Raw genomic sequence first — 26,055 nt, forward strand, 5'->3', positions numbered from 1 at the left:
GGCGCGGAGCCGGTCCCGCCGTCGCACATGTTCCGGCCAGATCAGTGCTTCCAGCCAGGCGACGTCGTCGTCCTTTGCGACGTCGAACGGATTCAGGTCGAGTACGGCGCGGAAGCTGATGAGAGGTAACGACGTCGGCAGCGGCGGGTGGCCGGTGGTAGCGCAGTCCATCACCAGGGCGCCGGGCACCACTCATCATAGGTGGGGGAATATCCGCGGGTTTCGACGAGCGCGAACCGCCGGTACCACGCGGCCGTGTCGAGTTGCTCAGCCATGCCAATCCCTCCACACCAATGGGTCAACCGTCACCCTAGCGTGCTCTTAGGGGGACGGCCAGTCGACAACGCGTGACCAAATCGTGACCACATCTGTGAGGTAAATCCCATCTGAGGACATCCCCGGGGTTAGGCTCGTTCCACAGATTGCTCCGCTCCGGCGAAGCCGTCAGGGCATCACGTTACGTGCGCTGCCTCCCCACTCGTACATGAGGAGCACAACATGCAAGAAAGCGCCACACCGCCGCGCAGCTCACGCCCCGCAAAGAAGCGGGCAGCTGTGGTGACGGCCGGATTGGCAATCGGTGCGCTGTTGCTTTCCGGTTGCGTCGAAAGCCAGCGGGATGAAGGCACTGCCGACGGTGGTGAAGCGACCGTCGACTCGACGTTCGTCTTTGCTGCGTCGTCGGATCCTGCGTCCCTTGACCCCGCCTTTGCCAGTGACGGCGAGACCTTCCGGGTCAGCCGTCAATTGTTTGAGGGTCTCGTCGGGGTAGAGGCCGGCACGGCCGATCCAGCTCCGCTGCTCGCCGAATCCTGGGAAACCTCCGAAGACGGCCTTTCCACCACCTTCGCGCTGAAGGAGGGCGTCACGTTCCACGATGGCACCGAGTTCAACGCGGAAGCCGTCTGCTTCAACTTCGACCGCTGGTACAACTGGACCGGTGTCGCCCAGGCGCCATCCGTCTCCTACTACTACAACAACCTGTTCCGCGGGTTCGCCGACTCACCTGACGCAGCCGTCTACGAATCCTGTGAGGTGAACGGGGACCTTGAGGCGACCGTCACCCTTGCACAGCCGTTCGCCGGGTTCATTCCCGCTCTGTCGCTGCCGGCCTTCGCCATGCAGAGCCCGACGGCGCTCGAGGAGTTCGCCGCCGATGACATTGGCGGTTCAGCTGAAGCGCCAGCGTTGAGCGCTTACGCCGAGGGTAACCCCGTGGGTACCGGGCCGTTCAAGTTCGATTCCTGGTCGGTGGGCGAGCAGTTGCAGCTGTCCACCTACGAGGACTATTGGGGTGAGCAGGGCGATGTGGAAACCATCATCTTCCGCGTCATCGACGACCCACAGGCGCGCACGCAGGCCCTGCAGGCCGGCACGGTCGACGGGTTTGACCTGGTCTCGCCCGCCGATATCCCCACCCTCGAGGGCGAAGGCTTCATGATTGTGCCTCGCGATCCCTTCACGATCCTCTACCTGGGTCTGAACCACGAGGTGGAGGAGCTCAGCGATCCACTGGTACGCGAAGCAATCCACCACGCCATCGACAAGCAGGCACTGATCGACCAGACGCTTCCTGAAGGAACGCAGCTGGCCACCCAGTTCATCCCCGACGTCGTTGACGGTTACAACGAAGACGTCACCACCTATGACTATGATCCTGAACGGGCCATGGAACTGTTGGAAGAAGCCGGTTACCCTGACGGCTTCGAGGTCCAATTCAACTATCCGACGAACGTATCCCGGCCGTACATGCCAACCCCCGAGCAGGTCTTCACCAACCTGACCGATCAGCTCAGCGCTGTAGGTATTACCGCTACACCTGCACCTGCCGTGTGGACCCCTGACTACCTGGACAACATTCAGGGAAGCGCTAACCACGGGATCCACCTGCTCGGCTGGACCGGCGACTACAACGACACCGACAACTTCATTGGTGTGTTCTTCGGCCAGGAGAAGCTCGAGTTCGGCTTCGACAACCCCGAGTTGTTCGCAGCACTGGACGAAGCACGCGGTATGACCGATCGTGAAGCACAGACCGCTGCGTACGAGGAGATTAACGAACAGATTGCCCAGTTCAATCCGGCGATCCCGTTGGCCCATCCCGCACCGTCGCTGGCGTTTGCCCCACGCGTTGATTCGTACCCGGCAAGCCCCGTCAATGACGAGGTGTTCAACATGATCGAACTCAACGAGTAACACCTATCGATGACAGGAGAGCCTGGCCTACTGGGCCCGGCTCTCCTGTTGCTCGTTGGACAGTGTTTGATTCCTGTGTGTTTGATCAGTTCCTGAAAGGACCCCGTGCTACGCGTCATTGGTAAGCGCCTCGCGCTGCTGGTACCCACTCTGATCGGCCTGTCGATCCTGTTGTTCCTGTGGGTACGCAATCTTCCCGGCGGCCCAGCCACTGCCCTGCTGGGCGAGCGGGCCACCCCTGAAGCGGTGGAGAGGGTCAACGAGCTATACGGCTTCAATGAGCCGATCATCGCCCAGTACTTGACCTACATGGGCAAGCTGCTGCAAGGGGACTTCGGCACGTCGATCGACACCGGGCGTCCGGTGCTGGAGGAGTTCGCCACCCGGTTTCCGGGTACCGTCGAACTTGCCGTGGTAGCACTGATCTTCGCGATCGGCCTCGGCATCCCGCTGGGCTATGTGGCCGCCCGCTACTATGGGCGATTCGTCGACCACGGTTCAGTGGTGTTGAGCCTCCTCGGCATCACCGTTCCCGTCTTCTTCCTTGCCTTCATCCTGAAGTACCTCTTCGCCATCCAATGGCCGATCCTCCCGCCGGACGGCCGCCAGGATCCCCGGATGGACGCCACCCATGTCACCGACTTCTACGTGCTGGATGGCATCCTTACCGGTGAGTGGGACGCCGCCTGGGACGCATTTCAGCACCTGATCCTGCCGGGCATCGCCCTGGGCACCATCCCTCTGGCGATCATTGTGCGGATCACCCGCGCTTCGGTCCTCGAGGTCCAGAACGCCGACTACGTCCGCACCGCCCGCGCGAAAGGCCTGATGGAGAAAACCATCCGGAACCGATTTATCCTCCGCAACGCGATGCTCCCGGTGGTCACCACCATCGGGCTGCAGACGGGCCTCATCATTTCGGGCGCGGTGCTCACCGAGACGGTGTTTGCGTTCAACGGGATCGGGAAATTCCTGGCTGACGCGATCTTCGCTCTCGACTATCCGGTGCTCCAGGGGTTCATCATCCTTATTGCCATCCTGTACGCAGTGATCAATCTACTGGTTGACATTTCCTACAGCATCATCGACCCAAGGGTGCGTGTGAGTTGAGTACAACATTGCCTCCATCCGCCGGTGACGGGCCAACGCCCACCGAACCGACCATTCCCGACGACGCCGGAACCGGACTCTGGAAGGACGCCTTCCGGCGGCTGAGAAAGAACCCGCAGGCCATCGCCGGTGCAGTTATCGTGGGCCTGTTCCTGCTGGTGGCAATCCTGGCACCGGTGCTTGCTCCTTACGGCGGCAATGAGTTGCCGGGCCGGACGGAAATTACCCCCACCAATATTCCGGGGCCAGGTGAAATTGACGCCTACCCGCTCGGGCTCGACCGGTTCGGTGGTGACCTGCTCAGCAAGCTGATCTGGGGAGCGCAGGCGTCACTGCTGATCGGCGTCGTCTCGACTGCCCTCGGCCTCGTCGGTGGCATGATCCTGGGGCTGCTTGCTGGCGGCCTTGGCGGTTGGGTAGACAGCGTCATCATGCGGTTCGTCGACATCCTGCTCTCGGTGCCGAGCCTTCTGCTCGCGGTCAGCATTGCGGCGATCCTGGGTCAGGGGCCCTACGCGGTGATGATCGCTATCGGTGTCTCGCAGGTGCCCATCTTCGCTCGGTTGCTGCGCGCGTCAATGCTCTCCCAACGAGGATCGGATTACATCCTTGCTGCCCAAACGCTCGGGCTGAGCCGCTCCACCATCACAATGAGCCACCTGTTGCCCAACAGTGTGGGGCCGGTGATTGTCCAGGCGACCCTGACCCTTGCCACCGCGGTGATTGACGCCGCAGCGCTGTCGTTCCTGGGGCTGGGTGGCGGCAGGCCCCAAACGGCCGAGTGGGGGCGAATGTTGACCTATGCCCAGGCTGAACTAACGAACTCGCCGCAGTTGGCCTTCCTGCCGGGTATCTGTATCGCCGTTACGGCATTGGGCTTCACCCTACTGGGCGAATCCCTTCGCGAATCGCTGGATCCCAAGACTCGAAAGAAGTAGCGGGACGGAGAGGAAGCAAAAGACCCCGGCACCGTCGGTGCCGGGGNGGGGTCTTTTGCCGCCAGGAGCGGTTCTAAGCGATGTTCAGTTCGTTGCCCGGGATCGAGGCCAGCAACTTCCGGGTGTACGGGTGGCGCGGGTTCTGGAACACTTCCTCGGAGCTCGCCGCCTCCACCAGCTCACCATCCTTCATCACGCAGACATAGTCAGAGATTAGGCGGACCACAGCCAGGTCATGGGAGATGAACAGGTAGCTCAGTCCCAGCTCCGCCTGCAGATCGCCCAGCAGTTTCAGGATCTGGGCCTGCACCAGGACGTCCAGCGCGGAGACCGGCTCGTCGCAGATGATCAGCTCCGGCTTCAAAGCCAGCGCACGGGCGATCGCGACACGCTGCCGTTGTCCACCGGAAAGCTCCGAGGGGTAGCGGCGCAGCGCGGCCTGCGGCAGCGACACCTGGTCCATCAGTTCGCGGACCCTGGCCCGCCGCTCACTCTTGGACCCCCTCTTGTACGCGTTGAGTGGTTCCTCAACGATCCGTTCAATCGTGAACATCGGGTTCAGCGAGGAATAGGGGTCCTGGAAGATCGGCTGAACCCGCTGCCGGAAGTCAGCCAGCTGCGCCTTGTCCAGCGTTCCAACATCCATGCCGTCGAAAGTCATGGTGCCCGACGTCGGCTCAATGAGCTTCAGGAGCATCCGCGCCGTCGTCGTCTTCCCTGAACCGGACTCACCCACAATGGCGACGGTCTGTCCCCGTGGCACATCGAGGGTCACGTTCTTCGCCGCGTAGAAGTCCTCGGAGCTGCCCCGACGCTTGTAGACCTTGGTCAGGTCGCGGATTTCGACGATGTTCCGCCCTGCTGTCGCGGCCGCGGCGATAGCCTCGGCCGCCTCGGTCTGGTGTTCGGCGAACACAGCCTCCGCAGCATCGACGCGCTTCGCGGTGTCGGCGTGGTACGTCCCCGGCTGGAGGCGGACTGCTGCCACGCTGGGCGCAGCGCGAACGAGCGACTGGGTGTAGGGGTGCTGGGGGTCGGTGAGGAGCTGTTGTGCCGGACCGGTCTCCACCACCCGGCCGCGGTGCATCACCACGAGATCGGAGGCCCGTTCAGCCGCCAAGCCGAGGTCGTGGGTGATCAGCAGCACCGAGGTGCCCAACTGTTCGGTCATCTGATCAATCTGGTCGAGGATGGTCCGCTGCACCGTGACGTCGAGCGCGCTGGTCGGCTCGTCGGCGATCAGCAGCCGCGGCTGGCATGCCATCCCGATAGCGATCAGGGCGCGCTGGCGCATGCCGCCGGAAAACTCGTGGGGGTACTGTTTGGCCCGTTCACCGGCGTCGGGCAGTCCAGCGGCGGTTAGGACCTCGATGACGCGTTCCTTGACGTTCTTCTTGGTTGCCATTCCGTGCACCAGGAGAGTTTCGGCCACCTGGGTGCCGATCTTGGTAACCGGATTGAGGTTCGACATCGGGTCCTGCGGGACCAGCCCGATGGCCCGCCCGCGGATGGCGCGCATCTTCGTTTCAGAAATGGTGGCGAGGTCCTGGCCTTCGAACAGGATGCTGCCGCTGGTAATCCTGCCATTGGACGGCAGCAGGCCGATGCAGGACATCGCCGTCGTCGACTTTCCCGAACCGGACTCGCCAACAATCGCGAGGGTTTTCCCGCGTCGCAGGGTAAAGCTCGCATTTTCGACGGCGATCACATCGCCGTACGAAGTGCTGAACGTTACGGCGAGGTCTTTGACCTCAAGGAGCGGGGCATCGCTGGGGACACCGTCAACGGGTGTGATGTCGATCATGCCTCTATCGTCCCTCATGAGGGGGCGTAACCCACGGATCCGGAGGAGAGTTTTTCGATCAGGAAATCGACGGCGTACCGGTAGCCACTGATCCCGGCGCCCACGATCACGGCTTCCGCAACAGCCGACAGGTAGGACTGGTGCCGGAATTCTTCCCGCCGGTGCACGTTGCTGATATGCACCTCTACCGTGGGAAGGCCGACGGCGGCAATTGCGTCGCGGAGGGCGACGGAGGTGTGGGTGTAGGCGCCGGCGTTGATGACGATACCGTCGGCTGCCCCTGCCGCAGCCTGGATGGCGTCGACCAGTTCGCCTTCATGGTTGGACTGCAGGCACGTGACGGCCCACCCGTGACGCCCCGCGGCGTCGGCGGCGAGAGCCTCGACGTCGGCGAGGGTTCCTGTGCCGTAGGTGGCCGGTTCGCGGGTGCCCAGGAGGTTGAGATTCGGTCCGTTGATGATCAGGAGCGTGGTGGTCTTCGGCATGGCTTAACTATGCCCCACACCCGGGCGCACCAAAACGCAGCGGGGTTGGCGGTGTGGCGGTGCTCAGGCTGACATCGGTGCGACGTCGGCTGGCCGGGTGAGGTTGGCTGTCCGGCGGAGGCGGACGGCGGCCAGCGCCCCAGCAACGGTCACCAGGCTCATCACCGCAAGAACAATTCCGGGGTGCCACCAGGCGCCGTCGGTAGCTGTACCGAGGACCTGGGTAATGGAAGGAGCAAATCCGGCGACAATCGCCGCCAGGCTATAGGCGAAGGACAGAGCGGTGAACCCGGTGCGGGGCTCGAAGATGTCAGCCATCAATCCGCCAAGCGCGGCCCAGCTGGCGGTCGGCAGGATGCCGCCCAACAGGATGGCGGCCACATAGGTGGGCGCATCGGCGATGCTGATCACCCAATACAGCGGGAAAGCGATGAGGGCGGTGCCGATAGCCCCGCCGGCGACCACCTTGGCCGAGCCGATCTTCATGGCCAGATAGCCGAACGCGGGAATGGTCAGCAGTTGCAGGAGCGATCCGATCAGGGCCGCGTTGAGCACGGTCTCCTGGCTGAGTCCCAGCCGTTGGGTGCCGTAGGCCTGAGTGTAGGAAACCATGAGGAAGTAGGAACCGATACCGAGCACTGCCGCTGCAGCCGCGACGGCGATTGCCGCAGGTTGCCGACGGATGACTTCGACGAACGGAATGCTGGCGCGCGACTGCGTCTGCACGGTCTCTTTGAACACCGGCGTCTCGTCAATGGCGAGCCGCAGGTACAGGGCGATGCCCAGGAACGGGAACGCGAGCAGGAAGGGGATACGCCATCCCCAGGTGGTCATGACGTCGGGCGCCACGACAGCGAGGATCAGGAACACCAGGGAGATGAGCATGGTGCCGACGGGGGAACCGAGCTGGGGAATCGAGGCGTACAGCGCGCGTTTACGCGGTTCGGCGTGCTCGGTGGCGATCAGGATGGACCCGCCCCACTCGCCGCCGAGGGACAACCCCTGGAGAAGACGGAGCACGGTCAGCAGGATGGGCGCCCAGACGCCGATCACGCTGTAGTCCGGGAGCAGGCCGACGGACCCGGTGGCAAGGCCCATCAGCACGATGGTCCAGATGAGGGTCTTTTTTCGGCCGATCCGGTCGCCGAGATGGCCAAACACGATGGCACCCAGGGGGCGGGCGACGAAGCCCATCGCGAAGATCAGGAAAGCGGAGAGGGTGCCCGCGAGGGGATCCTGGGCGGCGAAGAACACCTGGTTGAAGACCAACGCAGCAGCGGTTCCGAAGACGTAAAAGTCGTAGGACTCGAGGGTGGTGCCTACAAACGAGGCTGCCGCGGACTTGCGGGCCATCTTGCGGTTGGCGGCCGGGGACGGGCCAGTGGTCGCGGGGGCAGCGGTAGTAGACACGTTTCGAAATTGTCCTCGTGCCGCAGGCCGAGGCGCCACCCCTGCCGGGCAAGATCACAACCCCCCGGGATGCACATCACACCGCCCGGAGGCACCATCCCGGGTCCGCCTGGGACCCGGGATGGTGCCCGGGACCCAGGCGGGGAGTTACTTTCTCAGGGACTGAGCGATCTGAGCCATGATCGTCGGGTCGGACAGGGTCGACGAGTCGCCGACTTCCCGGCCCTCGGCAACGTCCTTGAGTAGGCGGCGCATGATCTTGCCGGAGCGGGTCTTCGGGAGCTCGGGCACCACCAGGATGTTGCGCGGCTTGGCGATCGGCCCGATCTCCTTGCCCACGTGGTTGCGCAGGGTGGTGACGATGTCGTCGTCGTCGACGGCCGAGCCACGCAGGATCACAAACGCGACCACTGCCTCGCCTGTCGTCTCATCGGAGGCACCGACGACGGCGGCCTCAGCCACCGACGGGTGGCTGACCAGCGCCGACTCGATCTCGGTGGTCGACAGCCGGTGCCCGGAGATGTTCATCACGTCGTCCACGCGGCCCAGCAGCCAGATGTCGCCGTCCTTGTCGCGCTTGGCGCCGTCCCCAGCGAAGTACATGTTGTCGAAGCGGGACCAGTAGGTGTCCTTGAACCGCTGCGGGTCGCCCCAGATGCCACGGAGCATGGACGGCCACGGTTCGCGGACCACCAGATACCCGCCCGAACCGTTGGGCACCGATTCGCCCATCTCATCCACGACATCCACCGAGATCCCCGGCACTGCCACCTGCGCGGAGCCCGGCTTGGCGTGCGTGACGCCCGGCATCGGGGCGATCATGTGCGCACCGGTTTCGGTCTGCCACCAGGTATCCACGATCGGTGCACTGCCCCCACCGATCATTTCCCGGTACCACATCCACGCCTCAGGGTTGATGGGCTCACCCACGGAGCCCAGCACGCGGATCGAGGTGAGGTCGTACTTCTTGGGGATGTCGCGGCCCCATTTCATGAACGTCCGGATCGCCGTCGGAGCCGTGTACAGGATGGACACCTTGTACTTTTCCACCAGTTCCCACCACCGGCCCTGATGCGGGGTATCGGGGGTGCCCTCGTACATGAGCTGGGTGGCGCCGTTGACGAGCGGCGCATAGGCGACGTAGCTGTGCCCGGTGACCCAGCCGACGTCGGCCGTGCACCAGAACACGTCGGTCTCCGGGCGCAGGTCGAACGTGTTCTTGTGGGTGAAGGCCGTCTGCGTCAGATACCCGCCGGTGGTGTGGAGGATGCCCTTGGGCTTCCCGGTGGTGCCCGAGGTGTACAGGATGAACAGCGGGTGCTCCGAGTCGTGTCCGACGGCGGTGTGATCGGCTGATGCACCGCCGACGGCGTCACTCCACCAGACGTCCCGACCTTCGGTCCACTCCACCGGCTCGCCGTTGCGCTTAACCACCACGACGTTAGTGACGGTGTGCCCCTCGCGTTCCAGGGCGCCGTCGACGGCTGGCTTCAACGCGCTGGGCTTGCCGCGACGGTAGGTGCCGTCCGCCGTGACGACGAGCTTGGCTTCAGCGTCATCGATCCGGTTGCGCAGAGCCTCGGCGGAGAAGCCGCCGAAGACCACCGAGTGCACAGCACCAATCCGGGCACAGGCGAGCATGGTGATGACTGCCTCGGGGATCATCGGCAGGTATACCGCCACCCGGTCACCCTTCTCGACTCCGAGCGAGAGGAACGCGTTTGATGCCTTCTTGACCTCTTCCGTGAGTTCCGCATAGGTGTAGGAGCGGGTGTCGCCGGGCTCGCCTTCAAAATGGATGGCTACACGATCCCCTCGGCCGGCCTCAACGTGGCGGTCAAGCGCGTTGTAGGCGGCGTTCACCCGGCCTCCGACAAACCATTTCGCGAAGGGAGCGTCGGAGAAGTCGAGAGCCTGGGTGAAATCTTCGTCCCAGGTGAGCAGGTCGCGTGCCTGAGCGGCCCAGAACTCCGGCCCGGCCTTGCCTTCCTCATAGAGGGAGGGCTGAGCTACGGCATTCGCCGCGAACTCTTCGGTGGGAGGAAAGCTACGCTCCTCCAGCAGCAGATTCTCAAATGCGTCGCCTTGCGTGGTCTGGGTGTTCTCAGTCATGTTCAACCCTTCATCGTGCCGGATAGCGTTAGGCGGCGAGCCACCCGGTTCGAAACCGGCACGCAGCACCGCGATACTGCTGACCAGACTAACCGCGCGCACCGACTTTGTGTGGGCGCGCTCACATCCGCAAATGTGAATGGTCGAATTTCTGCGGTGAGCGGCGGTGAGAAGGGCGCGAGTGGACCCGGATGGCTAGTGGAGGAGAGGCGGGTTGACTACTCTGGTGACAGGAAGCAAGGCTGGCCACTGCGGCCCGCCCGGCCGCTGCGACGAATGGAATCCCGAAATGACACATCCGCACACCGATCGGTTCGCTGGCAGCAGCAGCGACAGTTCACACCGCGCCAGCGAGGCGGTTCTGGGCCCATTCACTCTCCGCGAGGCGGTGATCGGCGGTTCGGTGTTGCTGATCTTCATCGGCTCGCTGCTTCCCTTCTTCGAGGCCAATGACTGGTTCGGCAACCTGTGGAACGCGTCCTCCCTCTTCTTCCTCGGAATCGGTATCATCCTCCCGGTAGCAACTGCGGGCTTGATTGCCGCCCGGCGGCTCGGGACCGACCTGCGGATCGGTTCGCTTTCGGTCGACCAGTTCGCGTCGGTGGTGGCCGCGCTTGCGACGACCTTCTTCTTCCTGCAGACGGTCACCTCCTTCCACATTGGGCCGCTCATCTGCCTCATCGGCGGGATTGGCATGCTGGCCGCCACCGTCGGAGGCCCGCATCTGCCGATGTTCGCCCGAGATTTTGCAGGCCGTCCCAGCTCAAACGCCCACCTGATGGCCCGTAGCATCCTGCCAGCCGCACCGAAAAAGCCCAAAGCCTCCGAGCCAGTTGCGGCCGAGCAGGTTACCGAGTTCACTCCCCAGCCAGCCTCGACGGCGGCGGCAGGTGCCAGCGCAGCAGCAGCGGGCTTCGGCGCAGGTCACGCCGGGACCACATCGCAGCCTGCCGCGCAGAAGAAGAGCCCAGGCATTGCCGGCAAGTTCGGATTCGGCGCCGCAGCGAAGTCCTCTTCGGGCGAGCAGGGCCCGAGCAGGCCCGAGGCCCATCTGAACAGCGGAGTGGGGGCAGCAGCGGGGGTCCAGGACAAGGAACTGGCCGACGCAGATTCATCGGGCTACCCGCGGTTCGCTGATGAGGATTTCGCCCCGTATGGCACGTCCCCCGACTCGGCACAGTCGCCAGACTCTGCACAGTCGCCTGACTCTGCTCAGTCGCCTGACGCGGCACCGTCGCCCGACTCCGCCCAGTCGCCCGACGGCAACTCCGACGCTGGTGTCAGCTCACCGACCGCGGATCAGGCTCCGGTGGATACCGGCCAGCAGGCAACTGCAACCCGGAAAGCCGCTACCCCCGAAACATCCTCCGCAACAACTGCTGCAACCGCCGCCGCGACAACTGCGCAACCGGTCGTGGAACGCCAGCCCAGCGAGTCCCAGGACTCTATCTCAGCGACCAAGGACGCGGACGACGACGCCCCGGTGGTGGAAGCCTTCTGGTTCGCCGTCGGTTCACCCCGCCCGGTGGTCGACGAGGCCTCGGGTGTCGAACTCTTCGTCCTGCTTCCAGGTGACTGGGAGGTGGGCATCGAGGACCGTGGCGAGGAATTTCTGGTGCAGGACAAGCGCACGGGCCGGATCGGTGTCATGCGGGATCTCACCAACATCGAGCGCGCACCGAGCGACGGCTAGGCACCGACAGTGGTCGGTACGGTCTCCGCGGGTTCCCATGATCCGTCGCCGCTCGCCATCAAGCGGCGGGCCCGCAGGATTCATCGCAGGCTGGCCGAGGAATACCCCTACGCCGTTGCTGAACTCGACTTCACCAATCCCTTTGAGCTTCTCGTAGCGACAGTCCTGTCGGCCCAGACCACCGATGTCCGGGTCAACCTCACCACCCCGGCCCTGTTCGCCAGGTACCCAGACGCCCGCCGTCTTGCTGAAGCCGACGAAATGGACCTGCAGGATCTGATCCGGCCCACCGGATTTTTCCGCGCCAAGTCGAAGAGCCTGCTGGCCTTGTCCAACCGCCTCGTCGATGAGTTCGATGGGGTGGTCCCACAACGCCTGGAAGACCTTGTCACCCTCCCCGGAGTGGGTCGTAAAACCGCCAACGTGGTGCTCGGTAATGCGTTTGGCATCCCCGGGATCACTGTCGACACCCACTTCGGCCGGCTCGCGCGGCGCTTCCGTTGGACCGAGTCCGACGACGCGGTCAAGGTGGAGGCCGACGTCGCCCGCTTGTTCGACCCGTCGGACTGGACCATGCTCTCCCATCATGTGGTGTTCCACGGTCGCCGGGTCTGCCATGCACGCAAACCAGCCTGCGGCGCATGCCCCCTGGCCGCCCTCTGCCCCGCCTATGGTGACGGCGAGGTGGACCCGGTCAAAGCCGCGAAGCTGCTGAAGTACGAGTTGGCGCCGGGGCGGGAAGAGTTGCTGCAGCTGATGCGCGGGGGCGCCACACGGCGCGAACTGCAGGCCGCCGGATACAGCCTCCGAGCATGAGTGCCCGTCAACAGTTGCTGGATCTGGCGAAGCGGTCCGTGTCGCAGCCGGGGACGCTGCGCGGCATCGACCCGGCAGAGGCGCGCCACGCAGCGGTCCTGATCCTCTTCGGTATCCTCGATGACCGGCCAGCTGAGTTCCATGCGGGCGCCGTGCCCGATGATCTGGACGTCCTGCTGGTGCTACGTTCAGGGTCGCTGACGGACCATCCAGGTCAGGTGGCGTTCCCAGGGGGCCGGATCGACGACGGCGACGACGGCCCGGTGGCGGCGGCGCTTCGGGAAGCGTGGGAGGAAACCGGCGTCGACACCGCCGGGATCGAGGTGCTGGGACCGCTCCCCGAGTCTGGGCTTCCGGTCAGTAACTTCCTGGTCACACCAGTGCTCGCCTGGTGGGCCGACCAGTCACCGGTCACGGTGGTCGACGAGGCGGAGTCCGAACACGTCTTCCGGGTACCCGTGGCGGACCTGCTCAACCCGGCGGGCCGACGTTCCGTGATTGGGCACCGCAACGGCGTCACCTGGACCACCCCGGCTTTCCTGGTCAGGGACGTCACGGTGTGGGGATTCACTGCGCTACTTCTGGACGCCTTGTTTGATGACCTGGGGTGGACCCTGCCGTGGGACAAATCAGATCAGATCCCACCACCGCTCTGACCGACCAAGGCACCCTATTTGGCGTCCGCGTAGGAATCCACCACCACCACATTGACCGCAAAGTCGATGGGTATGTCCCCGAACATCAGCCGGGTCGCCGACTGTGCCGCGTCGGCGACCACCCGGCAGACCTCGTCGACCTGGGATTCGGGGACATGCAGCATCACCTCGTCGTGCAGAAAGAACACCAGTAGGTCAACGGGGGCTGGAACCGCCTTCGCGCGCAATTGACGCCGCAGTTCCGCGAGCCAGCAGAGCGCCCATTCGGCGGCGGTCGACTGGACCACAAAGTTGCGGGTGAACCGGCCACGCGATCGGGCAAGACCTTCCGCACGACGCTGCTCATCAGCGGTGGAGCTTTGCTGCGACGCCAGCCACGCGTCAGTTGCCGGGGGGCAACCGCGTCCCAGGTAGCTGCTCACCACACCACCGGCCTCGCCCGTGCGGGCAGCACTCTCCACGACCCCGATAGCCTGCGGATAGGTGCGGGCCAGTTGGGGCATCAACCGGCCAGATTCGCCGGTAGTGGCGCCGTACATCGCGCCCAACATCGCAAGTTTGGCCTTGGCCCGGTCGCCAAAGCCCTGCTCGGCAATCCCCTGATACAGGTCTTTCCCCCGGGCCGCAGTTGCCAGCGCCGAATCACGGCCGAGCGCTGCCAGAACCCGGGGTTCCAGCTGCGCTGCGTCAGCCACCACAAACCGATAGCCCGGATCGGGTCGCACCGCGTCACGGATCTGTCGAGGAATCTGGAGGGCGCCGCCACCCCTCGAGGCCCACCGCCCCGATACCACTCCGCCCACCACATACTCGGGTCTGAAGCGGCCGCCCTGCACCCAGGCATCCAACCAGGTCCACCCATTGGCGGTCAGCAACCGGGAGAGCTTCTTGTAGCGCAGCAGGGGTTCGATCCCCGGGTGCTTGTGCTGTTCCAGCTCCCAGGACCGCGTGCTGGTCACCTCGATGCCTGCCCGGTGGAGCGCTCGCAGCAGCTCCTGCGGTGAGTCAGGGTTGAAACTGGGGTTGTTCAGGTGCACCCGTAGCTCACCGGCTATCCGCTCCAGCTCAGCAGGCCGCACGCCTTCACGGGGGCGGGGACCCAGCTGCGATTCCAGCAGCTCCTCATGGAGATCACGACGCCACGGTATTCCTGCGGCCTCCATCTCGGCGGCCAGGAGGGCGCCAGCCGATTCAGCCGCTAGCAGCAGCGACAGCCGCTGGGGAAACCGCCCTTCCGCAACAGCCTGCTGCTGGTCGCGGAACTCGGTGAGAACCTCGTCCGGCCCGGGTCCGCCGGGGGCGGAGGGGGTCTCGAAGAGGCTGAACTGCCCTATCGATGCGGCAACCGGGGGAAGTTGCCGCGCGGGGGCCTGATCCTGTGCGTCGGCGCTGTCCTGCAGCTTGGTGATGTAGGGCAGGTCAGCTGCGAAGCGAGAGTGCCGCAGGATGTCCCGGCACAGGCTCAGGTCATGGCACCGCTCGACGCTGATCTTTTGGTGCAGGAGCTGCGGGTACCAGTTGCGGGTGGCATCCCACACCCAGCGCACCTTCTGCGCCTCAAAGTGGCGGACGGCCGCGGCAAGTTCGTCGTGCCCGACGACGACGGCCGCACCAGTGGCCGATCCCGACGCATCCGCGGGCTGCAGCACGGCGACGGCGTCATCTGTCGACCCCCCAGCCGGCCAGGCAGGGCTGCCTGGAGCGGGCGGTGAGGACACGACAACATACATGGCTCTATTGTCTCCCGCCCCACAGACAATCCTGGTCGGGCTCGACACCCCGCAAACCGCTCCTGTGGAGGCACCCGTCCTCCACAGGAGCAATTGTCGGACGCCTGTCCACATACGCCCGCTAGACTGCCCGGGCATCAGCCCCGGGGCCCACGATTGACCCATGACAGAAGGACGTCCCTGGCTCCCGGCTTCCGGGCGGGCAGGCGTAGCGTTGGTGACCAGCTCGCAACGCATCCGGGATGAAACCGCGAGGGTCGCGGCCGCGGCAGGGCTGGAGCTGGCTGTGACGACCACGCTCCCCGAAGCCCGCCAACTGCACCCCGCCGTGCTGCTCGTGGGCAGCGACAGCGCCGAAACAGGATCAGCAACTGACGGTGAGCTGATCCTGGTGGGCCTATCTGGGGAAGACGGTGCAGTGTGGCAGACAGCAGCCCGCCTCAACGCCTCCCAGGTTGCCCTGCTACCCGCTGCTGCCGGCTGGCTGGTGGAACGCTTCGCTGGCCTTCGGGCAAGCGGCCCGCGCGGTCACGTCCTCGGCGTGATGGGCTGCACGGGCGGGGTCGGAGCCAGTTCGCTGAGCTGCTGGCTCGCACTCGCCGCCGCCCGGTCCGGTCGGTCGTGTCTGCTCCTCGACGGTGATTGTGCGGGCGGGGGACTGGATCTCGCCGTATCTGATTCGCTCTCCGGTATCCGGTGGGAAGATCTCGGTGAGGTCAACGGCACGCTCAACCCAGATCAACTAGTGGATGCGCTCCCAGTGGTCAGGGGTGTATCAGTCCTGGCCATGGGAGGTTCGCCGGCGATTGAGGCAGGGATACTCGGCTCTTCAGCTGTTAAGTCAGTGCTGGACGCGGTCCGAAGCGGTTTTGACCTGACGATCGCTGACCTTCCGTCCGGGTGGCCCTGGGGCGGACCGCTGCTTCCCTTCTGCGACGAACTGGTGCTGCTCGTCCCGGGGCGCCGTCGCCCCCTCGCTGTGGCTCATTCGATCGTGCAACAAACCCAGTTTCTCCCCGTCGGTCTCGTGGCCCGCGGCCCATTCGCTCAGGGCCTGGATCCGCACCGGGTGGCCGAGCTGGCGGGTGGGCCCCTGATTGGGTATCTTCCGCAGCTGCGCGGCGTACCCACGGCTGAACGGCAGGGACGACTCCTAACCATTGGCAAGCACCGCCGGGTGCAGGCCCTCACCGCGCAGGCATTGGCCACGGTGCCTTTCCATGCGAGGGGAGCCAGGCCGTGAGCGATCTGACACGCAGCCGACACCGTGACAATACGCACCGTGACAATACGCGCCGAGACAGCGCGGGGCCTGACAGCGCGGGCCGTGATGATGGGAACCGTGGTGCAGCCGCGGCGATGGTGAGCGAAGTGCGCCAGGCGGTCCTTGCCGACCAGCTACCGCTCACCGGGGCTCGTCTGGCTGCCGCCGTCCAATCGACGGGCAAGCTGCTGGGGGCCACCGGAATGCTCCGGACCGTTGACCAGGTGCAGGCAGAGCTGCAGGGGTTGGGGCCGCTGCAACACCTTCTCGAGGACCTCTCCGTGACAGACATCCTGGTCAACGGGCCCGATGAGGTGTGGGTGGACGGGGGCGCCGGACTGCGGCGAACCTCCCTCCGTTTCCGTACCGATGCTGAGGTGCGTGCCTTGGCAACCCGGCTCATTTCAGCCGCTGGTAGACGTCTCGACGACGGCAACCCGTGCGTCGACGTCCGCCTGGCTGCATTTCGCGTCCATGCTGTCCTGCCACCGGTGTCCAACCGGGGCACCCTGCTGTCTATCCGCGTTCAACGCCATCGTGAGTTCACCATGGACGAGCTGATCCAGTCGGGAACCCTTGATCCGCTGATGGCCGAGGTGTTGCACGCGGTAGTGGTGCGGCGGCTGAACTTCCTGGTCAGCGGTGCAACTGGCACCGGCAAGACCACGCTCCTGTCGACGCTGCTGGCCCTGAGCGCTTCCTCTGAGCGCCTGGTGACGGTTGAGGATGCGGCCGAGTTGAACCCGCGTCATCCCCACGCAGTATCTTTGCAATGCCGCCACAACAATGCGGAGAGCTCCGGTGCAATCGACCTGGCGGAACTGGTCCGACAAGCGATGCGGATGCGTCCCGACCGACTGATCGTCGGGGAGTGCCGTGGCGCGGAAGTCCGGGAACTCCTCGCGGCGATGAACACTGGTCACTCAGGTGCCGGCGGCACGATCCACTCCAACTCAGCTGAAACCGTCCCCGCACGGTTGATGGCCCTGGGATCCCTGGCCGGCCTGAACCGTGAAGCAATCACCCTGCAAGCCGCCAGTGCGCTGGACGTCGTGGTGCACCTGGTGCGCAGCCCGGGGGGACGGCAGGTTGCGGTGATCGGCCTGGTGGAACTTGACGACGCCGGCGCGCTAAGAGTTCGCCCCGCCCTAGTCCGGTGCGGCGGTGGATGTGAGGCGGCGCCGGGCTGGGCGCGGTTGCAGGATCTGCTCAGGATTGGACCACAGTCATGACGGGATTCGCCGTCGGCGGGTTGATGCTTGTGGCCTTTCTCATCCTCGCCGTAACGGAGGTCCGGAGGGAGGGCCAGAACAACGCTGGGGAGCCAACCGGGGTCGGGTACCGGATCGCAGCGACGCGCAACCTGACCCGACCCGCCCAAGTAGCCCCGTCGGAGCTGCCCCTGTTCGTGTACCAGCTGACAGCGCTGCTGCAGGCGGGAAGGGCGCCGCACCAGCTATGGCAGGACATGACCGTGGTGTATTCGGCGGCCGGCAGGGAACGGATCCCGGGTTCCGGTCCTGGGTTCGAACAGGTTGCGCTGCCAGTTGTTCGCGCCGCCCAGCAGGCAGCAGCAATCGGGGCTGGGATCCCGGAGGTCCTCCGGCGCGCAGCAGCTGATCCGCACGGGCGCGAACGCTGGCGCATTGGCCGAGTCAGGACCCCACCAGCGGACTGTTCAGGCATGTGGCGGGACCTGGCGGTATGCCTGGAAGTATCCGAGCGAAGCGGCGCGCCACTGGTCGAAGTCCTGGGCCGGTATGCCGCCCAGTTGGAGCAATCACTCAGCGCCGCTGCGTCACGGGCAACGGCGCTGGCCGGGCCAGCCGCCACCGCGCGTCTCCTCGGCTGGCTCCCGATCTTTGGACTTGGGCTGGGCTACCTGACCGGCGCTCAACCCCTCGCTATCCTGTTCGGGTCGCTTCCCGGGCTGGTGTTGCTGTGTACAGGGAGCCTTCTGATGGTGGGCGGACGAGTCTGGTCCAATCGGCTTGTTGCCGCTGCGGCCCGGGACGGCTGAGGTGACCGGGCTGCTGGTCTTTAGCCTGACGGGCGCGGCTTTCCTCCTGCTGACAGCGTCCCACGGGCTGGTTGGTGTGAGGTGGGGTGGCAGGGAGGTTCCCGGGCACCGGACAGGGGCACCGCCGTGGCGGTGGCGCCGCGGCGGTGCGCCGCACGCGAAGAATCAGGACGCAGACGTCCTCGACACCGCATTGATGATTGATCTTCTCGCCGCAATTCTGACCGCCGGGGCGCCAATCGGAGTTGCTCTCACATCACTCGCTGGCTCCTGTCCACCGTCGTTGGCACGTGGCCTGCGAGCCGTGGCGAGTGCCCTGTCACTAGGCGCTGATTGGGACGTGGCGTGGAACTCAGCCGTCGCCCGCTCAGATGTCCGGACGGGGGAAATCCTCGTGGTGCTCAGCAGCGCTTTGCGGTTCGCTGCACTCACCGGTGCCTCGTCAGCCGGAATTGTCCACACCCATGCATCGCAGCTCCGGCGCCGCAGAAATAGCGAAGCAGAGCAACGAGCGGCCACGCTCGGCGTCCGGCTCGTGGTGCCTCTGGGTCTTTGTTATCTCCCGGCGTTCATCTGCTTCGGGGTGCTTCCGGTGGTCTTCGCCCTGGTTCCGGTGTGGTGACGCCAGTGAATACCGAACTACTGAGACTTGTCCACATAACCCGGTTGCGGTGCCCAACGGCCGGGCACTGCCGGGCAGAGTGTGAAGAGGGCGTCCTGGCGCCCACCAGCAACCTCCCAGATACCCAGTCGGAGAGGACGGCGCAGTTCGCCGGTGCTGCAGCATACGAATACTAAGGAGAGAGATATGTCGTCAGTAAGAGGGTCAGGTTCGCAATGGAGACGTCGGGTTGCCGACCGGTGGCACCGCCTAGCCAATTCGGAGGCCGGGATGGCCACCGCCGAGTACGCGATTGCCACGCTCGCCGCGGTGGGATTTGCTGCCCTCCTCGTGGCGGTCCTGTCGAGTGGGGAGGTCAGGGGCATGCTGATGTCCCTCATCAGCTCGGCCCTGAGTTTCGGGTAACTGGCTGATGCCAGGGATCAGGCCGGTGGTGATACGGCAGCGCGGTGCGGTGACGGCAGAAGTCGCGATTGCGCTGCCGTCGCTGGTCTTGCTCCTCGCGCTCCTCCTGGGTGCCGCAACCGCGGGACTGACGCAGCTGCGGTTGGAGGAGGCAGCCCGCGCAGGTGCCCGGGAGGTCGTGCGCGGCGAGTCAACGGGTCAGGTGCAAACGACGGTGCGGCGCCTTGCAGGTGGGAATGTGCAACTTGATCTAGTGAGCGACGGTGGCTGGTCAACGGTGACAGTCAGCTCACGTCTGGCCGTCCCGTTGCTGGACCAGTTGGGGTGGGAGCTGTCAGCGTCAGCAACGGCGCGCTCCGAGCTGCAGAGCGAGGAGTCCGCACCCACTCAGACCGGGACAGCCGGGCGTTATCACCTACAACCCGAGGCCCCGATCGGACCAGACGCGCCGCGGATAGGTCCGGTAGGTCCCGTAGCGACGGCAGGTAGAACATGAGGAGTCTGTGCGTCGCCAGGAGCCCCCACGCTGAAACCGGCGCCGGGGCGCACGCTGAAACCGTCGCCAGGAGTCCCCACGCTGAAACTGGCGCTCAAACCGGCGCTGAAACAGGGGCCGGGACCGCACTGATCTGTGGGTTCGCGCTGGTGGTTCTCACCCTGATAACGGCAGTAATCTTGTTAGCCCAGGTCGGTACGGCAGCGGCACGGGCAGCTACCGCCGCTGATCTCGCGGCCCTGGCCGCCGCCGACGCGTCGCGTGGATTGACCGCGGGAGATCCCTGCACTGTCGCGATGGAAACCGCTGCGGCCCATGGCGCCTCCGTGCAGGCCTGTGCCCGGGAGGGCCCCGGGGGCACCATCGTGGAGGTGCGCACTTCGTTTACGGTGAAGGTGGTGATTGCCGGGTACCCGCTGCTGCCGGATGCAATGGGTCGGGCACGCGCCGGACCGCCGCCCTAGATCCGAATCCGAATCCGAATCCGAATCCGAATCCGAATCCGAATCCGGAACAGGAACAGGAACAGGAACCTGGACAGGGACAGGGACAGGGACAGGGAAGCGCCGGTCGCCGCACCTGGCCAGCGGTCCTAACGGTGCGACGGGTTGGGGTCCTGCGCCAGGATCAATGCCAATAGTGTTGCGGCGCCGGACTTACTCAGCGGGTTGTTGCGGTTGCCGCACTTGGGCGACTGCACGCACGAGGGGCAGCCCGTGTCGCACTCGCACGCATCAATGGCGTCGAGGGTCGCCTTGACCCAGATCCGGACGGCTTCGTAGCCCCGCTCGGCAAACCCCGCCCCGCCGGGATGGCCGTCATAAACGAAGATGGTAGGGAGCATCGTGTCGGCGTGCAGTGCGGTTGAAACTCCACCAATATCCCATCTGTCGCTGGACGCCACGAGGGGTAGCAGACCGATGGCGGCATGTTCCGCGGCGTGGAGGGCGCCCGGCAGATCGGCCGCGGTCAGGCCGCTGCCTTCCAGTAGCTTCTGGTCGAACTCGAACCAGACACCCTTCGTGTGAAGATCTCGGGCCCCGAGTTCGAGCGGCTCTTCACCAAGGATTTCGTTGGAGACAAAGGCCTTCCGTTGAAACGACACCACCTGCGTGGTCACCATTACCTCGCCGAACCGGATCTGTAACCCGCCCCAGTCCTGTGTCCGGCTGGTGCTGATCACTTCAATCTCGGTGATATCCCTGGCCTGGGTGTAGTAATCCGGGTTGGACCGGGTCACCATGGCGCAATGATCCTGTTCATTCAGCTCGTCGACCACGTAGGTCTGCCCTTGATGCACATAGATCGCACCGGCATGCGCCTGATAGTGGCTCTGCGGCGAATCCATGGTGCCGAGCATGGTTCCGGTCCCGGTCTCGACAATGCTGATCGGGCCGCCACCGTCGGCGCGCAGGCTGACCATCCCGGCAGCGCTTTGCGGGTGCGTCCAAAACCATCCGGCGGGCCGCTGACGGAGGAACCCCTGGCTGACCAATTTCGCGAGCAGGTCCTCAACCCCGGAACCGAAGAGCGCGAGATCAGCCGATGTCAGCGGCAACTCGGCGGCGGCTGCGCAAAGGTGTGGGCCGAGCACATAGGGATTGGTGGGGTCAAAAACGGTAGCTTCCACCCCGACGTCGAACACTGCCTCCGGATGATGCACCAGATACGTGTCGAGTGGGTCATCGCTCGCGATGAAGGCTGCGAGCGCGTCCTGCCCCGACCGTCCGGCCCTGCCGATCTGCTGCAGGAGCGAGGCCCGGGTGCCGGGCCACCCTGCTACCAGAACGGCGTCCAGCCCGGAGATATCGATACCAAGTTCAAGCGCGGGCGTGCTGGCAATACCGAGCAGCTGCCCGCTGCGCAGCGCTGACTCCAGTTCCCTGCGCTCCTCGGGAAGGTAACCCGACCGGTACGCAGCAACCCTGCCGGGCAGGCTGGGATGAACCTCATGGAGCAGCCGCTTTGACATCGCGGCGATGCTCTCCGCTCCCCGCCGCGACTTGATGAATGCGATCGTCCGGACCTGTGCGGAGACCAAATTGGTCAACAGGTCAGACGTCTCAGCGATGACGGTCCGGCGTTTGGGGGCACCGTTCTCTCCCCGCAGATCAGTGAGTTCTGGTTCCCAAAACGCTACGGTCGTTGACCCGTGCGGGGAGCTGTCCTCCACTACCGGCGTCGCCTCACTGCCAATCAGTTTCCCGAAGGAGGCACCAGGATCGGCCGATGTGGCGGAAGCGCCAATGAAAACGGGGGAGACGCCGTAATACTCACAGACGCGCCGCAGACGACGCAGCAGATTCGCCACGTGGGAGCCGAAAACCCCACGGTAGCTGTGGGCTTCATCGACGATCACATACTTCAGCCGACGAAAAAACCTGGCCCACCCGGAATGGTTGGGCAGGATCCCGTAGTGCAGCATGTCGGGGTTCGCCAGCACCAGGTTTGCGTGGTCGCGGATCCACCGTCGGGCTGTCGGATCGGTGTCGCCGTCGTACGTTTCCGCCCGGACCGTCGGAATGTTCAGGGCCTTCACTGCCGCCAACTGATCTGCGGCGAGTGCCTTGGTTGGTGCGAGATAGAGAGCCACTGAACCGGTGGGCTCCAGCGAGGTCCGGTCCCCTAACGCGGTCCGGTGAATCTCGTCGAGCACCGGCAGCTGGTAGGCAAGCGATTTCCCGGATGCCGTGCCGGTGGCCACAATGGTGTGCCGACCGCTATGCGCAGCGTTTGCTGCTATCACCTGATGCCGCCAGGGCGTAGTCACGCCCAACGACGCATAGGCAGCGACAATATCGGGGTGGGCCCAGTCCGGCCACGGCTCGGTGACGGCCTGCCGGGCGGGAATCTCCCGAACGTGAACCAGCTGCTCCGGTTCGGTGCCCCCACCAAGTAGGGGAATCAGGGAGTCATGAAGGGCCACCTTGCCATTGTGTCACTCCGGCGGGTGCGGAAAACCAGAAAAGGTAGGTTAGGCGCGAACCACGAAGACGTCGGCGAGATGCTGCCAGCCCAGGTACTGATACAACTGCTGGCCGTCAGCCGACGCCATGAGCAGCCCGTGTTCCACATCGTCTTCCAGCACCGCCGAGGTAAGCGCACGCATCACGTAGCTGCCGAGCCCGCGACGACGGAACTGTTCACTCGTCAGGATGCGGTCATAGACGGCGAAGCCCTGTTCCACTGCGACTGATCCGCGGGCCGCCTCCTCACCGTCGGCGGTCACGATGACCCGGCGACAGGTTGGCTCACGCAGGTGGGTAATGGAGAACACCTCATCTGGCGGGCGAGGGTCCTCGACGTCCTGACCGTCCATGTTCACGGTCATCAGTGCCTGATGGTTGTCAATCACCCTCAGGCCCAACGGGCTGAGTAGGCCGAGTAGTTCGTCCATCCGGGTGGTCACCACGGTGAGGAGACGATTCGGGTCGGCTCTGGTTTCAGTTGCGAGCGAGAGTGCCAATTCGTCGGTGGGTTCATACAAGAAGTGCTCCTGCTGATTGCCGTGATCCGTGAGGGATACGGACACCGTGCGGCCATCGTCGTGCGGCTGATAACCCCGGCAGGAGGACCAACCGGAGATCCACGTCTTCAGCAATTTTTCGGAGAGATGTGCACTCATGAAATGACCTTAGGCTTTGTGGCTGGTATTGAACATAGGACACCGAAGCCGTAGTCGATTCGAGACCTCACCGAGGGCGGACCGTTATGCTTGACTGCGTGTCCATGAACCGCATTGTGCTGTATTACGCTTTCACCCCGCTACCCGATCCGGAGGCCGTCCGCCTCTGGCAGCGGGCACTCTGCGAGAAGCTCGGGCTCCGGGGCCGAATCCTGCTGTCGAAAGACGGGATCAACGGAACCGTCGGCGGCGAATTGAACGCCATGAAGCAGTATGTGAAGGCAACCCGCGAGTATCCGGCCTTCAAAAAGATGGACATCAAGTGGTCCGAGGGCGGGGCAGCTGACTTTCCCCGGCTCAGCGTCAAGGTACGAGACGAAATCGTGTCTTTCGGCGCCCCCGCGGAGCTCAAAGTCAACGAGGACGGCGTTCTGGGTGGCGGCACGCACCTGAAACCCGCGGAACTGCACCGTCTGGTGGATGCCAAAAAGGCCAGTGGTGAGGAAGTGGTCTTTTTCGACGGTCGCAACGCGCTGGAGGCGCAGATCGGCCGGTTCAAAAACGCGATCGTCCCCAATGTCGCGACCACCCAGGACTTCGTCAATGAACTCGACTCTGGTCGGTATGACGACCTGAAAGACAAACCGGTGGTCACCTACTGCACTGGGGGGATCCGCTGCGAAGTTCTGTCCAGCCTGATGATCAATCGCGGCTTCACCGAGGTGTACCAGTTGGATGGCGGAATCGTGCGGTACGGGGAGGAGTACGGTGACTCGGGCCTCTGGGAGGGGTCCCTGTATGTTTTCGACAAGCGCATGCACATCGAGTTTTCACAGGATGCAAAAACCATCGGCAAGTGTGTTCGCTGTGAGACACCGACGAACAAGTTCGAGAACTGTTCCAACCTCGCCTGCCGCAATCTGACCCTGTACTGTGCGGACTGCGCCGCTTCCCCATCGACGCTGCGCTGCCCTCAGGGCTGCGAATCCGATGAGGCCGAGGCAACCGCCGCGGGTGCTGCGTGAGGCATGCCGAGTTCACCAGCGATGTCCCTGATGCACCGCTCAGCAGTGACAAGGCGCTCCTGGCGGCCCTCACCGCCGACCTTCAGTCACTCAATTACACGCCCGACGGCGTCGCCGGGCTCATCGGAGTCGAAGCCTGGGAGTCGCTCGAGAAGGATCAGCTGATCCCCGCCCTCCTCGCCTGTCGGCAAGCGGACATAGCAGTCGGGGATGAACCCACTGCTGCGGTGCTGCTGTGGCTGCTCGGCGAAACGGTACCCGAAGCCCAACTCAGCGAAGCCTTCACCCGAACCACACCAGTCGGGCTGGGCCAGCTGGGGCTGGCTGAACGGGATGGTGCGGACGGCTGGCGGGCGGTTGTCGACCTCCGCCCCTACACAGCCGACGCCGGGGGCGATCTGTGGGTGGCCAGCGACCTGGGCCAACATCAGCGGCCCGGGGTGCTCCGCCGCGATCACGTCCTCGGTATCGGCCAGGCTTCTCGCACCCTTGCCCAACTGACGGTCCGGCCTGTCGTGGACCGTGCCCTGGATCTCGGCACCGGGTGCGGCATCCAGACCTTCCACCTCCTTGGCCATGTTCGGCATGTCACTGCCACCGATATTTCGGCTCGAGCGCTTGCGTTTACCCGTTTCAACCTGCTCCTGAATTCTGAAGGTTTAGGGCTGGACCCCGATGACCTCGGAAACCGGGTCACCCTCCGGCAAGGCAGCCTCCTCGATCCGGTAACCGGCGAAACGTTCGACCTGGTAGTTTCCAACCCTCCGTTCGTCATCACGCCCCGTCGCCCGGGGGAAACCGCTGATAGCCAGTTCACCTACCGTGATGGCGGGCTGCCCGGCGACGATATTGTCTCGACACTGTTCAGGGAACTACCTTCCGTCCTCACCCCGGGTGGCACCGCCCAGCTGTTGGGCAACTGGGAAATTACCTCCGGGGCGAGATGGCACGATCGGATCGAGTCCTGGCTTCCCGCCAGTGTGGACTGCTGGGTTCTGCAGCGGGAACAGTTGACGCCGTCGGGCTACGCGCTGACCTGGCTGCGGGACGCCGCCGAAACCCGTGATCCGGACGCGTTCGTTGACCGCTACGCGGCCTACATCGACGACTTCCGGTCCCGCAACGTTGAATCAGTCGGCTTCGGCGCGGTGCTGCTTCGCACGCAAGGAGTGCCGCGCACCGGCCAGCCCTCCATCCACCAGGCTGCCTCTGCACCGGAGGTGCCGCTCCGTCGGTTCGAGGAGATCACGCACGCGCTGGAGCAACCGATTGCCCCGCACTTCGCCGCCGGCATGGGCAGGTACGACTGGGCTGTCGAGCACGCCGGTGACCTACCCGAGCAACATTTGCTGGTGGCCGACGACGTCACCGAGGAACGCCACCAGCGCCCGGGCGCCGAACACCCCGGAGTAATCCTGCTCCGGCAAGGTGCTGGCTTCCGGCGCACCAACCTGCTGAGCACCGAGTTGGCGGGCTTCGTTTCCGCCTGCGACGGTGACCTCTCGGCCAGTCAGATCGTGATGGCTCTCAGCGCCCTCCTTGGCCAGGACGACGACGCCTTCCGGGCCGCGCTGCTGTCCGACGTGAGAGAGCTTGTCCTGGACGGATTCCTGATTCCGGCAGCAGCCAACTAACGCCGGAAGGCCAC

General features: G+C 64.8%; 22 protein-coding genes and 1 pseudogene. 15 read left to right on the forward strand and 8 right to left on the reverse strand.

Annotation, left to right across the window (positions count from 1 at the left end; genetic code table 11):
• Positions 1 to 171 (reverse strand): annotated as a pseudogene (locus B384_RS20925) (DUF2332 family protein); the annotation flags it as partial.
• A gap of 327 nt (positions 172 to 498) precedes the next feature.
• On the opposite strand from B384_RS20925, the gene B384_RS0110915 reads away from it, so the two are divergent.
• The 3 genes from B384_RS0110915 (at position 499) to B384_RS0110925 (ending at position 4,244) form a co-directional block, all read left to right on the forward strand.
• A complete protein-coding gene (locus B384_RS0110915; RefSeq protein ID WP_035767049.1) occupies positions 499 to 2,196 on the forward strand; it encodes an ABC transporter substrate-binding protein in 1,698 nt (565 codons plus the stop codon).
• 105 nt (positions 2,197 to 2,301) lie between these two features.
• Complete coding sequence (locus B384_RS0110920) at positions 2,302 to 3,306, forward strand: ABC transporter permease (RefSeq protein ID WP_019483153.1); 1,005 nt, start codon at positions 2,302 to 2,304, stop codon at positions 3,304 to 3,306.
• Complete coding sequence (locus B384_RS0110925; RefSeq protein ID WP_026041129.1) at positions 3,303 to 4,244, forward strand: ABC transporter permease; 942 nt, start codon at positions 3,303 to 3,305, stop codon at positions 4,242 to 4,244. Before B384_RS0110920 ends, B384_RS0110925 begins: the two co-directional genes overlap by 4 nt.
• Before the next feature lie 73 nt (positions 4,245 to 4,317).
• On the opposite strand, the gene B384_RS0110930 is transcribed toward B384_RS0110925, so the two are convergent.
• From B384_RS0110930 to acs, 4 genes are all read right to left on the reverse strand, one after another.
• Positions 4,318 to 6,048: an ABC transporter ATP-binding protein gene (locus B384_RS0110930; RefSeq protein WP_019483155.1), complete on the reverse strand. Its 1,731-nt coding sequence runs from the start codon at positions 6,046 to 6,048 to the stop codon at positions 4,318 to 4,320.
• A 14-nt stretch (positions 6,049 to 6,062) separates the two neighbouring features.
• A complete protein-coding gene (gene aroQ, locus B384_RS0110935; protein ID WP_019483156.1) occupies positions 6,063 to 6,533 on the reverse strand; it encodes a type II 3-dehydroquinate dehydratase in 471 nt (156 codons plus the stop codon).
• A 63-nt stretch (positions 6,534 to 6,596) separates the two neighbouring features.
• The gene (locus tag B384_RS0110940) at positions 6,597 to 7,943 is read right to left on the reverse strand and encodes an MFS transporter (RefSeq protein ID WP_019483157.1); all 1,347 of its coding nucleotides are present in this window, start codon (positions 7,941 to 7,943) and stop codon (positions 6,597 to 6,599) included.
• A gap of 147 nt (positions 7,944 to 8,090) precedes the next feature.
• A complete protein-coding gene (gene acs, locus B384_RS0110945) occupies positions 8,091 to 10,055 on the reverse strand; it encodes an acetate--CoA ligase (RefSeq protein WP_019483158.1) in 1,965 nt (654 codons plus the stop codon).
• A gap of 289 nt (positions 10,056 to 10,344) precedes the next feature.
• Here acs and B384_RS0110950 point away from each other — a divergent pair, with 289 nt between their 5' ends.
• The 3 genes from B384_RS0110950 to B384_RS0110960 are packed head-to-tail and all read left to right on the forward strand — an operon-like array spanning position 10,345 to position 13,220.
• Positions 10,345 to 11,748 carry a hypothetical protein gene (locus B384_RS0110950; protein WP_026041130.1) on the forward strand — a complete coding sequence of 468 codons (1,404 nt, stop codon included), beginning with the start codon at positions 10,345 to 10,347 and terminating at the stop codon, positions 11,746 to 11,748.
• A gap of 9 nt (positions 11,749 to 11,757) precedes the next feature.
• Positions 11,758 to 12,564, forward strand: a complete 807-nt coding sequence (gene nth, locus B384_RS0110955; RefSeq protein ID WP_019483159.1) for an endonuclease III — start codon at positions 11,758 to 11,760, stop codon at positions 12,562 to 12,564.
• Positions 12,561 to 13,220, forward strand: a complete 660-nt coding sequence (locus B384_RS0110960; protein ID WP_019483160.1) for an NUDIX hydrolase — start codon at positions 12,561 to 12,563, stop codon at positions 13,218 to 13,220. Before nth ends, B384_RS0110960 begins: the two co-directional genes overlap by 4 nt.
• Positions 13,221 to 13,234: 14 nt before the next feature.
• On the opposite strand, the gene B384_RS0110965 is transcribed toward B384_RS0110960, so the two are convergent.
• Positions 13,235 to 14,950 carry a bifunctional 3'-5' exonuclease/DNA polymerase gene (locus B384_RS0110965; RefSeq protein ID WP_019483161.1) on the reverse strand — a complete coding sequence of 572 codons (1,716 nt, stop codon included), beginning with the start codon at positions 14,948 to 14,950 and terminating at the stop codon, positions 13,235 to 13,237.
• Positions 14,951 to 15,113: 163 nt separating this feature from the next.
• On the opposite strand from B384_RS0110965, the gene ssd reads away from it, so the two are divergent.
• From ssd to B384_RS18645, 7 genes are all read left to right on the forward strand, one after another.
• Positions 15,114 to 16,193, forward strand: a complete 1,080-nt coding sequence (ssd, locus tag B384_RS18620) for a septum site-determining protein Ssd (RefSeq protein ID WP_083850915.1) — start codon at positions 15,114 to 15,116, stop codon at positions 16,191 to 16,193.
• Positions 16,190 to 17,446 (forward strand): TadA family conjugal transfer-associated ATPase, encoded by a 1,257-nt coding sequence (locus tag B384_RS18625; RefSeq protein ID WP_443110858.1) that lies wholly within the window; start codon positions 16,190 to 16,192, stop codon positions 17,444 to 17,446. Before ssd ends, B384_RS18625 begins: the two co-directional genes overlap by 4 nt.
• Positions 17,443 to 18,234 (forward strand): type II secretion system F family protein, encoded by a 792-nt coding sequence (locus B384_RS18630; protein WP_019483164.1) that lies wholly within the window; start codon positions 17,443 to 17,445, stop codon positions 18,232 to 18,234. The genes B384_RS18625 and B384_RS18630 overlap by 4 nt, the downstream gene beginning before the upstream one ends.
• Positions 18,209 to 18,856: a type II secretion system F family protein gene (locus B384_RS18635; RefSeq protein WP_019483165.1), complete on the forward strand. Its 648-nt coding sequence runs from the start codon at positions 18,209 to 18,211 to the stop codon at positions 18,854 to 18,856. Before B384_RS18630 ends, B384_RS18635 begins: the two co-directional genes overlap by 26 nt.
• Before the next feature lie 186 nt (positions 18,857 to 19,042).
• Positions 19,043 to 19,261 carry a DUF4244 domain-containing protein gene (locus B384_RS20190; RefSeq protein WP_083850916.1) on the forward strand — a complete coding sequence of 73 codons (219 nt, stop codon included), beginning with the start codon at positions 19,043 to 19,045 and terminating at the stop codon, positions 19,259 to 19,261.
• A 49-nt stretch (positions 19,262 to 19,310) separates the two neighbouring features.
• Positions 19,311 to 19,757: a TadE family type IV pilus minor pilin gene (locus tag B384_RS18640; RefSeq protein WP_237715297.1), complete on the forward strand. Its 447-nt coding sequence runs from the start codon at positions 19,311 to 19,313 to the stop codon at positions 19,755 to 19,757.
• Positions 19,754 to 20,221 carry an Rv3654c family TadE-like protein gene (locus tag B384_RS18645; RefSeq protein ID WP_019483168.1) on the forward strand — a complete coding sequence of 156 codons (468 nt, stop codon included), beginning with the start codon at positions 19,754 to 19,756 and terminating at the stop codon, positions 20,219 to 20,221. Before B384_RS18640 ends, B384_RS18645 begins: the two co-directional genes overlap by 4 nt.
• 128 nt (positions 20,222 to 20,349) lie before the next feature.
• Here B384_RS18645 and B384_RS0111005 read toward each other — a convergent pair whose 3' ends face one another.
• Both B384_RS0111005 and B384_RS0111010 read right to left on the reverse strand, forming a co-directional pair.
• Positions 20,350 to 22,683 carry a DEAD/DEAH box helicase gene (locus B384_RS0111005; RefSeq protein ID WP_019483169.1) on the reverse strand — a complete coding sequence of 778 codons (2,334 nt, stop codon included), beginning with the start codon at positions 22,681 to 22,683 and terminating at the stop codon, positions 20,350 to 20,352.
• A 48-nt stretch (positions 22,684 to 22,731) separates the two neighbouring features.
• Positions 22,732 to 23,382 carry a GNAT family N-acetyltransferase gene (locus tag B384_RS0111010; protein ID WP_026041132.1) on the reverse strand — a complete coding sequence of 217 codons (651 nt, stop codon included), beginning with the start codon at positions 23,380 to 23,382 and terminating at the stop codon, positions 22,732 to 22,734.
• Between the two features lie 98 nt (positions 23,383 to 23,480).
• Here B384_RS0111010 and trhO point away from each other — a divergent pair, with 98 nt between their 5' ends.
• Positions 23,481 to 24,407 (forward strand): oxygen-dependent tRNA uridine(34) hydroxylase TrhO, encoded by a 927-nt coding sequence (trhO, locus tag B384_RS0111015; RefSeq protein ID WP_024475524.1) that lies wholly within the window; start codon positions 23,481 to 23,483, stop codon positions 24,405 to 24,407.
• A complete protein-coding gene (locus B384_RS0111020) occupies positions 24,404 to 26,041 on the forward strand; it encodes a DUF7059 domain-containing protein (protein ID WP_019483172.1) in 1,638 nt (545 codons plus the stop codon). Before trhO ends, B384_RS0111020 begins: the two co-directional genes overlap by 4 nt.
• The last annotated feature ends 14 nt before the right edge of the window (positions 26,042 to 26,055 follow it).

The sequence above is a fragment of the Arthrobacter sp. TB 23 genome (assembly GCF_000294595.1).
Taxonomy (GTDB): Bacteria; Actinomycetota; Actinomycetes; order Actinomycetales; family Micrococcaceae; genus Arthrobacter_D.

Bases quoted from the DNA above. Each gene is read 5' to 3' on its own strand.
- B384_RS0110915 (WP_035767049.1), top strand. From the start codon at position 499: ATGCAAGAAAGCGCCACACCGCCGCGCAGCTCACGCCCCGCAAAGAAG.
- B384_RS0110930 (WP_019483155.1), bottom strand. From the start codon at position 6,048: ATGATCGACATCACACCCGTTGACGGTGTCCCCAGCGATGCCCCGCTC.
- aroQ (WP_019483156.1), bottom strand. From the start codon at position 6,533: ATGCCGAAGACCACCACGCTCCTGATCATCAACGGACCGAATCTCAAC.
- acs (WP_019483158.1), bottom strand. From the start codon at position 10,055: ATGACTGAGAACACCCAGACCACGCAAGGCGACGCATTTGAGAATCTG.
- B384_RS0110950 (WP_026041130.1), top strand. From the start codon at position 10,345: ATGACACATCCGCACACCGATCGGTTCGCTGGCAGCAGCAGCGACAGT.
- B384_RS0110960 (WP_019483160.1), top strand. From the start codon at position 12,561: ATGAGTGCCCGTCAACAGTTGCTGGATCTGGCGAAGCGGTCCGTGTCG.
- B384_RS0110965 (WP_019483161.1), bottom strand. From the start codon at position 14,950: ATGTATGTTGTCGTGTCCTCACCGCCCGCTCCAGGCAGCCCTGCCTGG.
- ssd (WP_083850915.1), top strand. From the start codon at position 15,114: ATGACAGAAGGACGTCCCTGGCTCCCGGCTTCCGGGCGGGCAGGCGTA.
- B384_RS18630 (WP_019483164.1), top strand. From the start codon at position 17,443: ATGACGGGATTCGCCGTCGGCGGGTTGATGCTTGTGGCCTTTCTCATC.
- B384_RS20190 (WP_083850916.1), top strand. From the start codon at position 19,043: ATGTCGTCAGTAAGAGGGTCAGGTTCGCAATGGAGACGTCGGGTTGCC.
- B384_RS18645 (WP_019483168.1), top strand. From the start codon at position 19,754: ATGAGGAGTCTGTGCGTCGCCAGGAGCCCCCACGCTGAAACCGGCGCC.
- B384_RS0111010 (WP_026041132.1), bottom strand. From the start codon at position 23,382: ATGAGTGCACATCTCTCCGAAAAATTGCTGAAGACGTGGATCTCCGGT.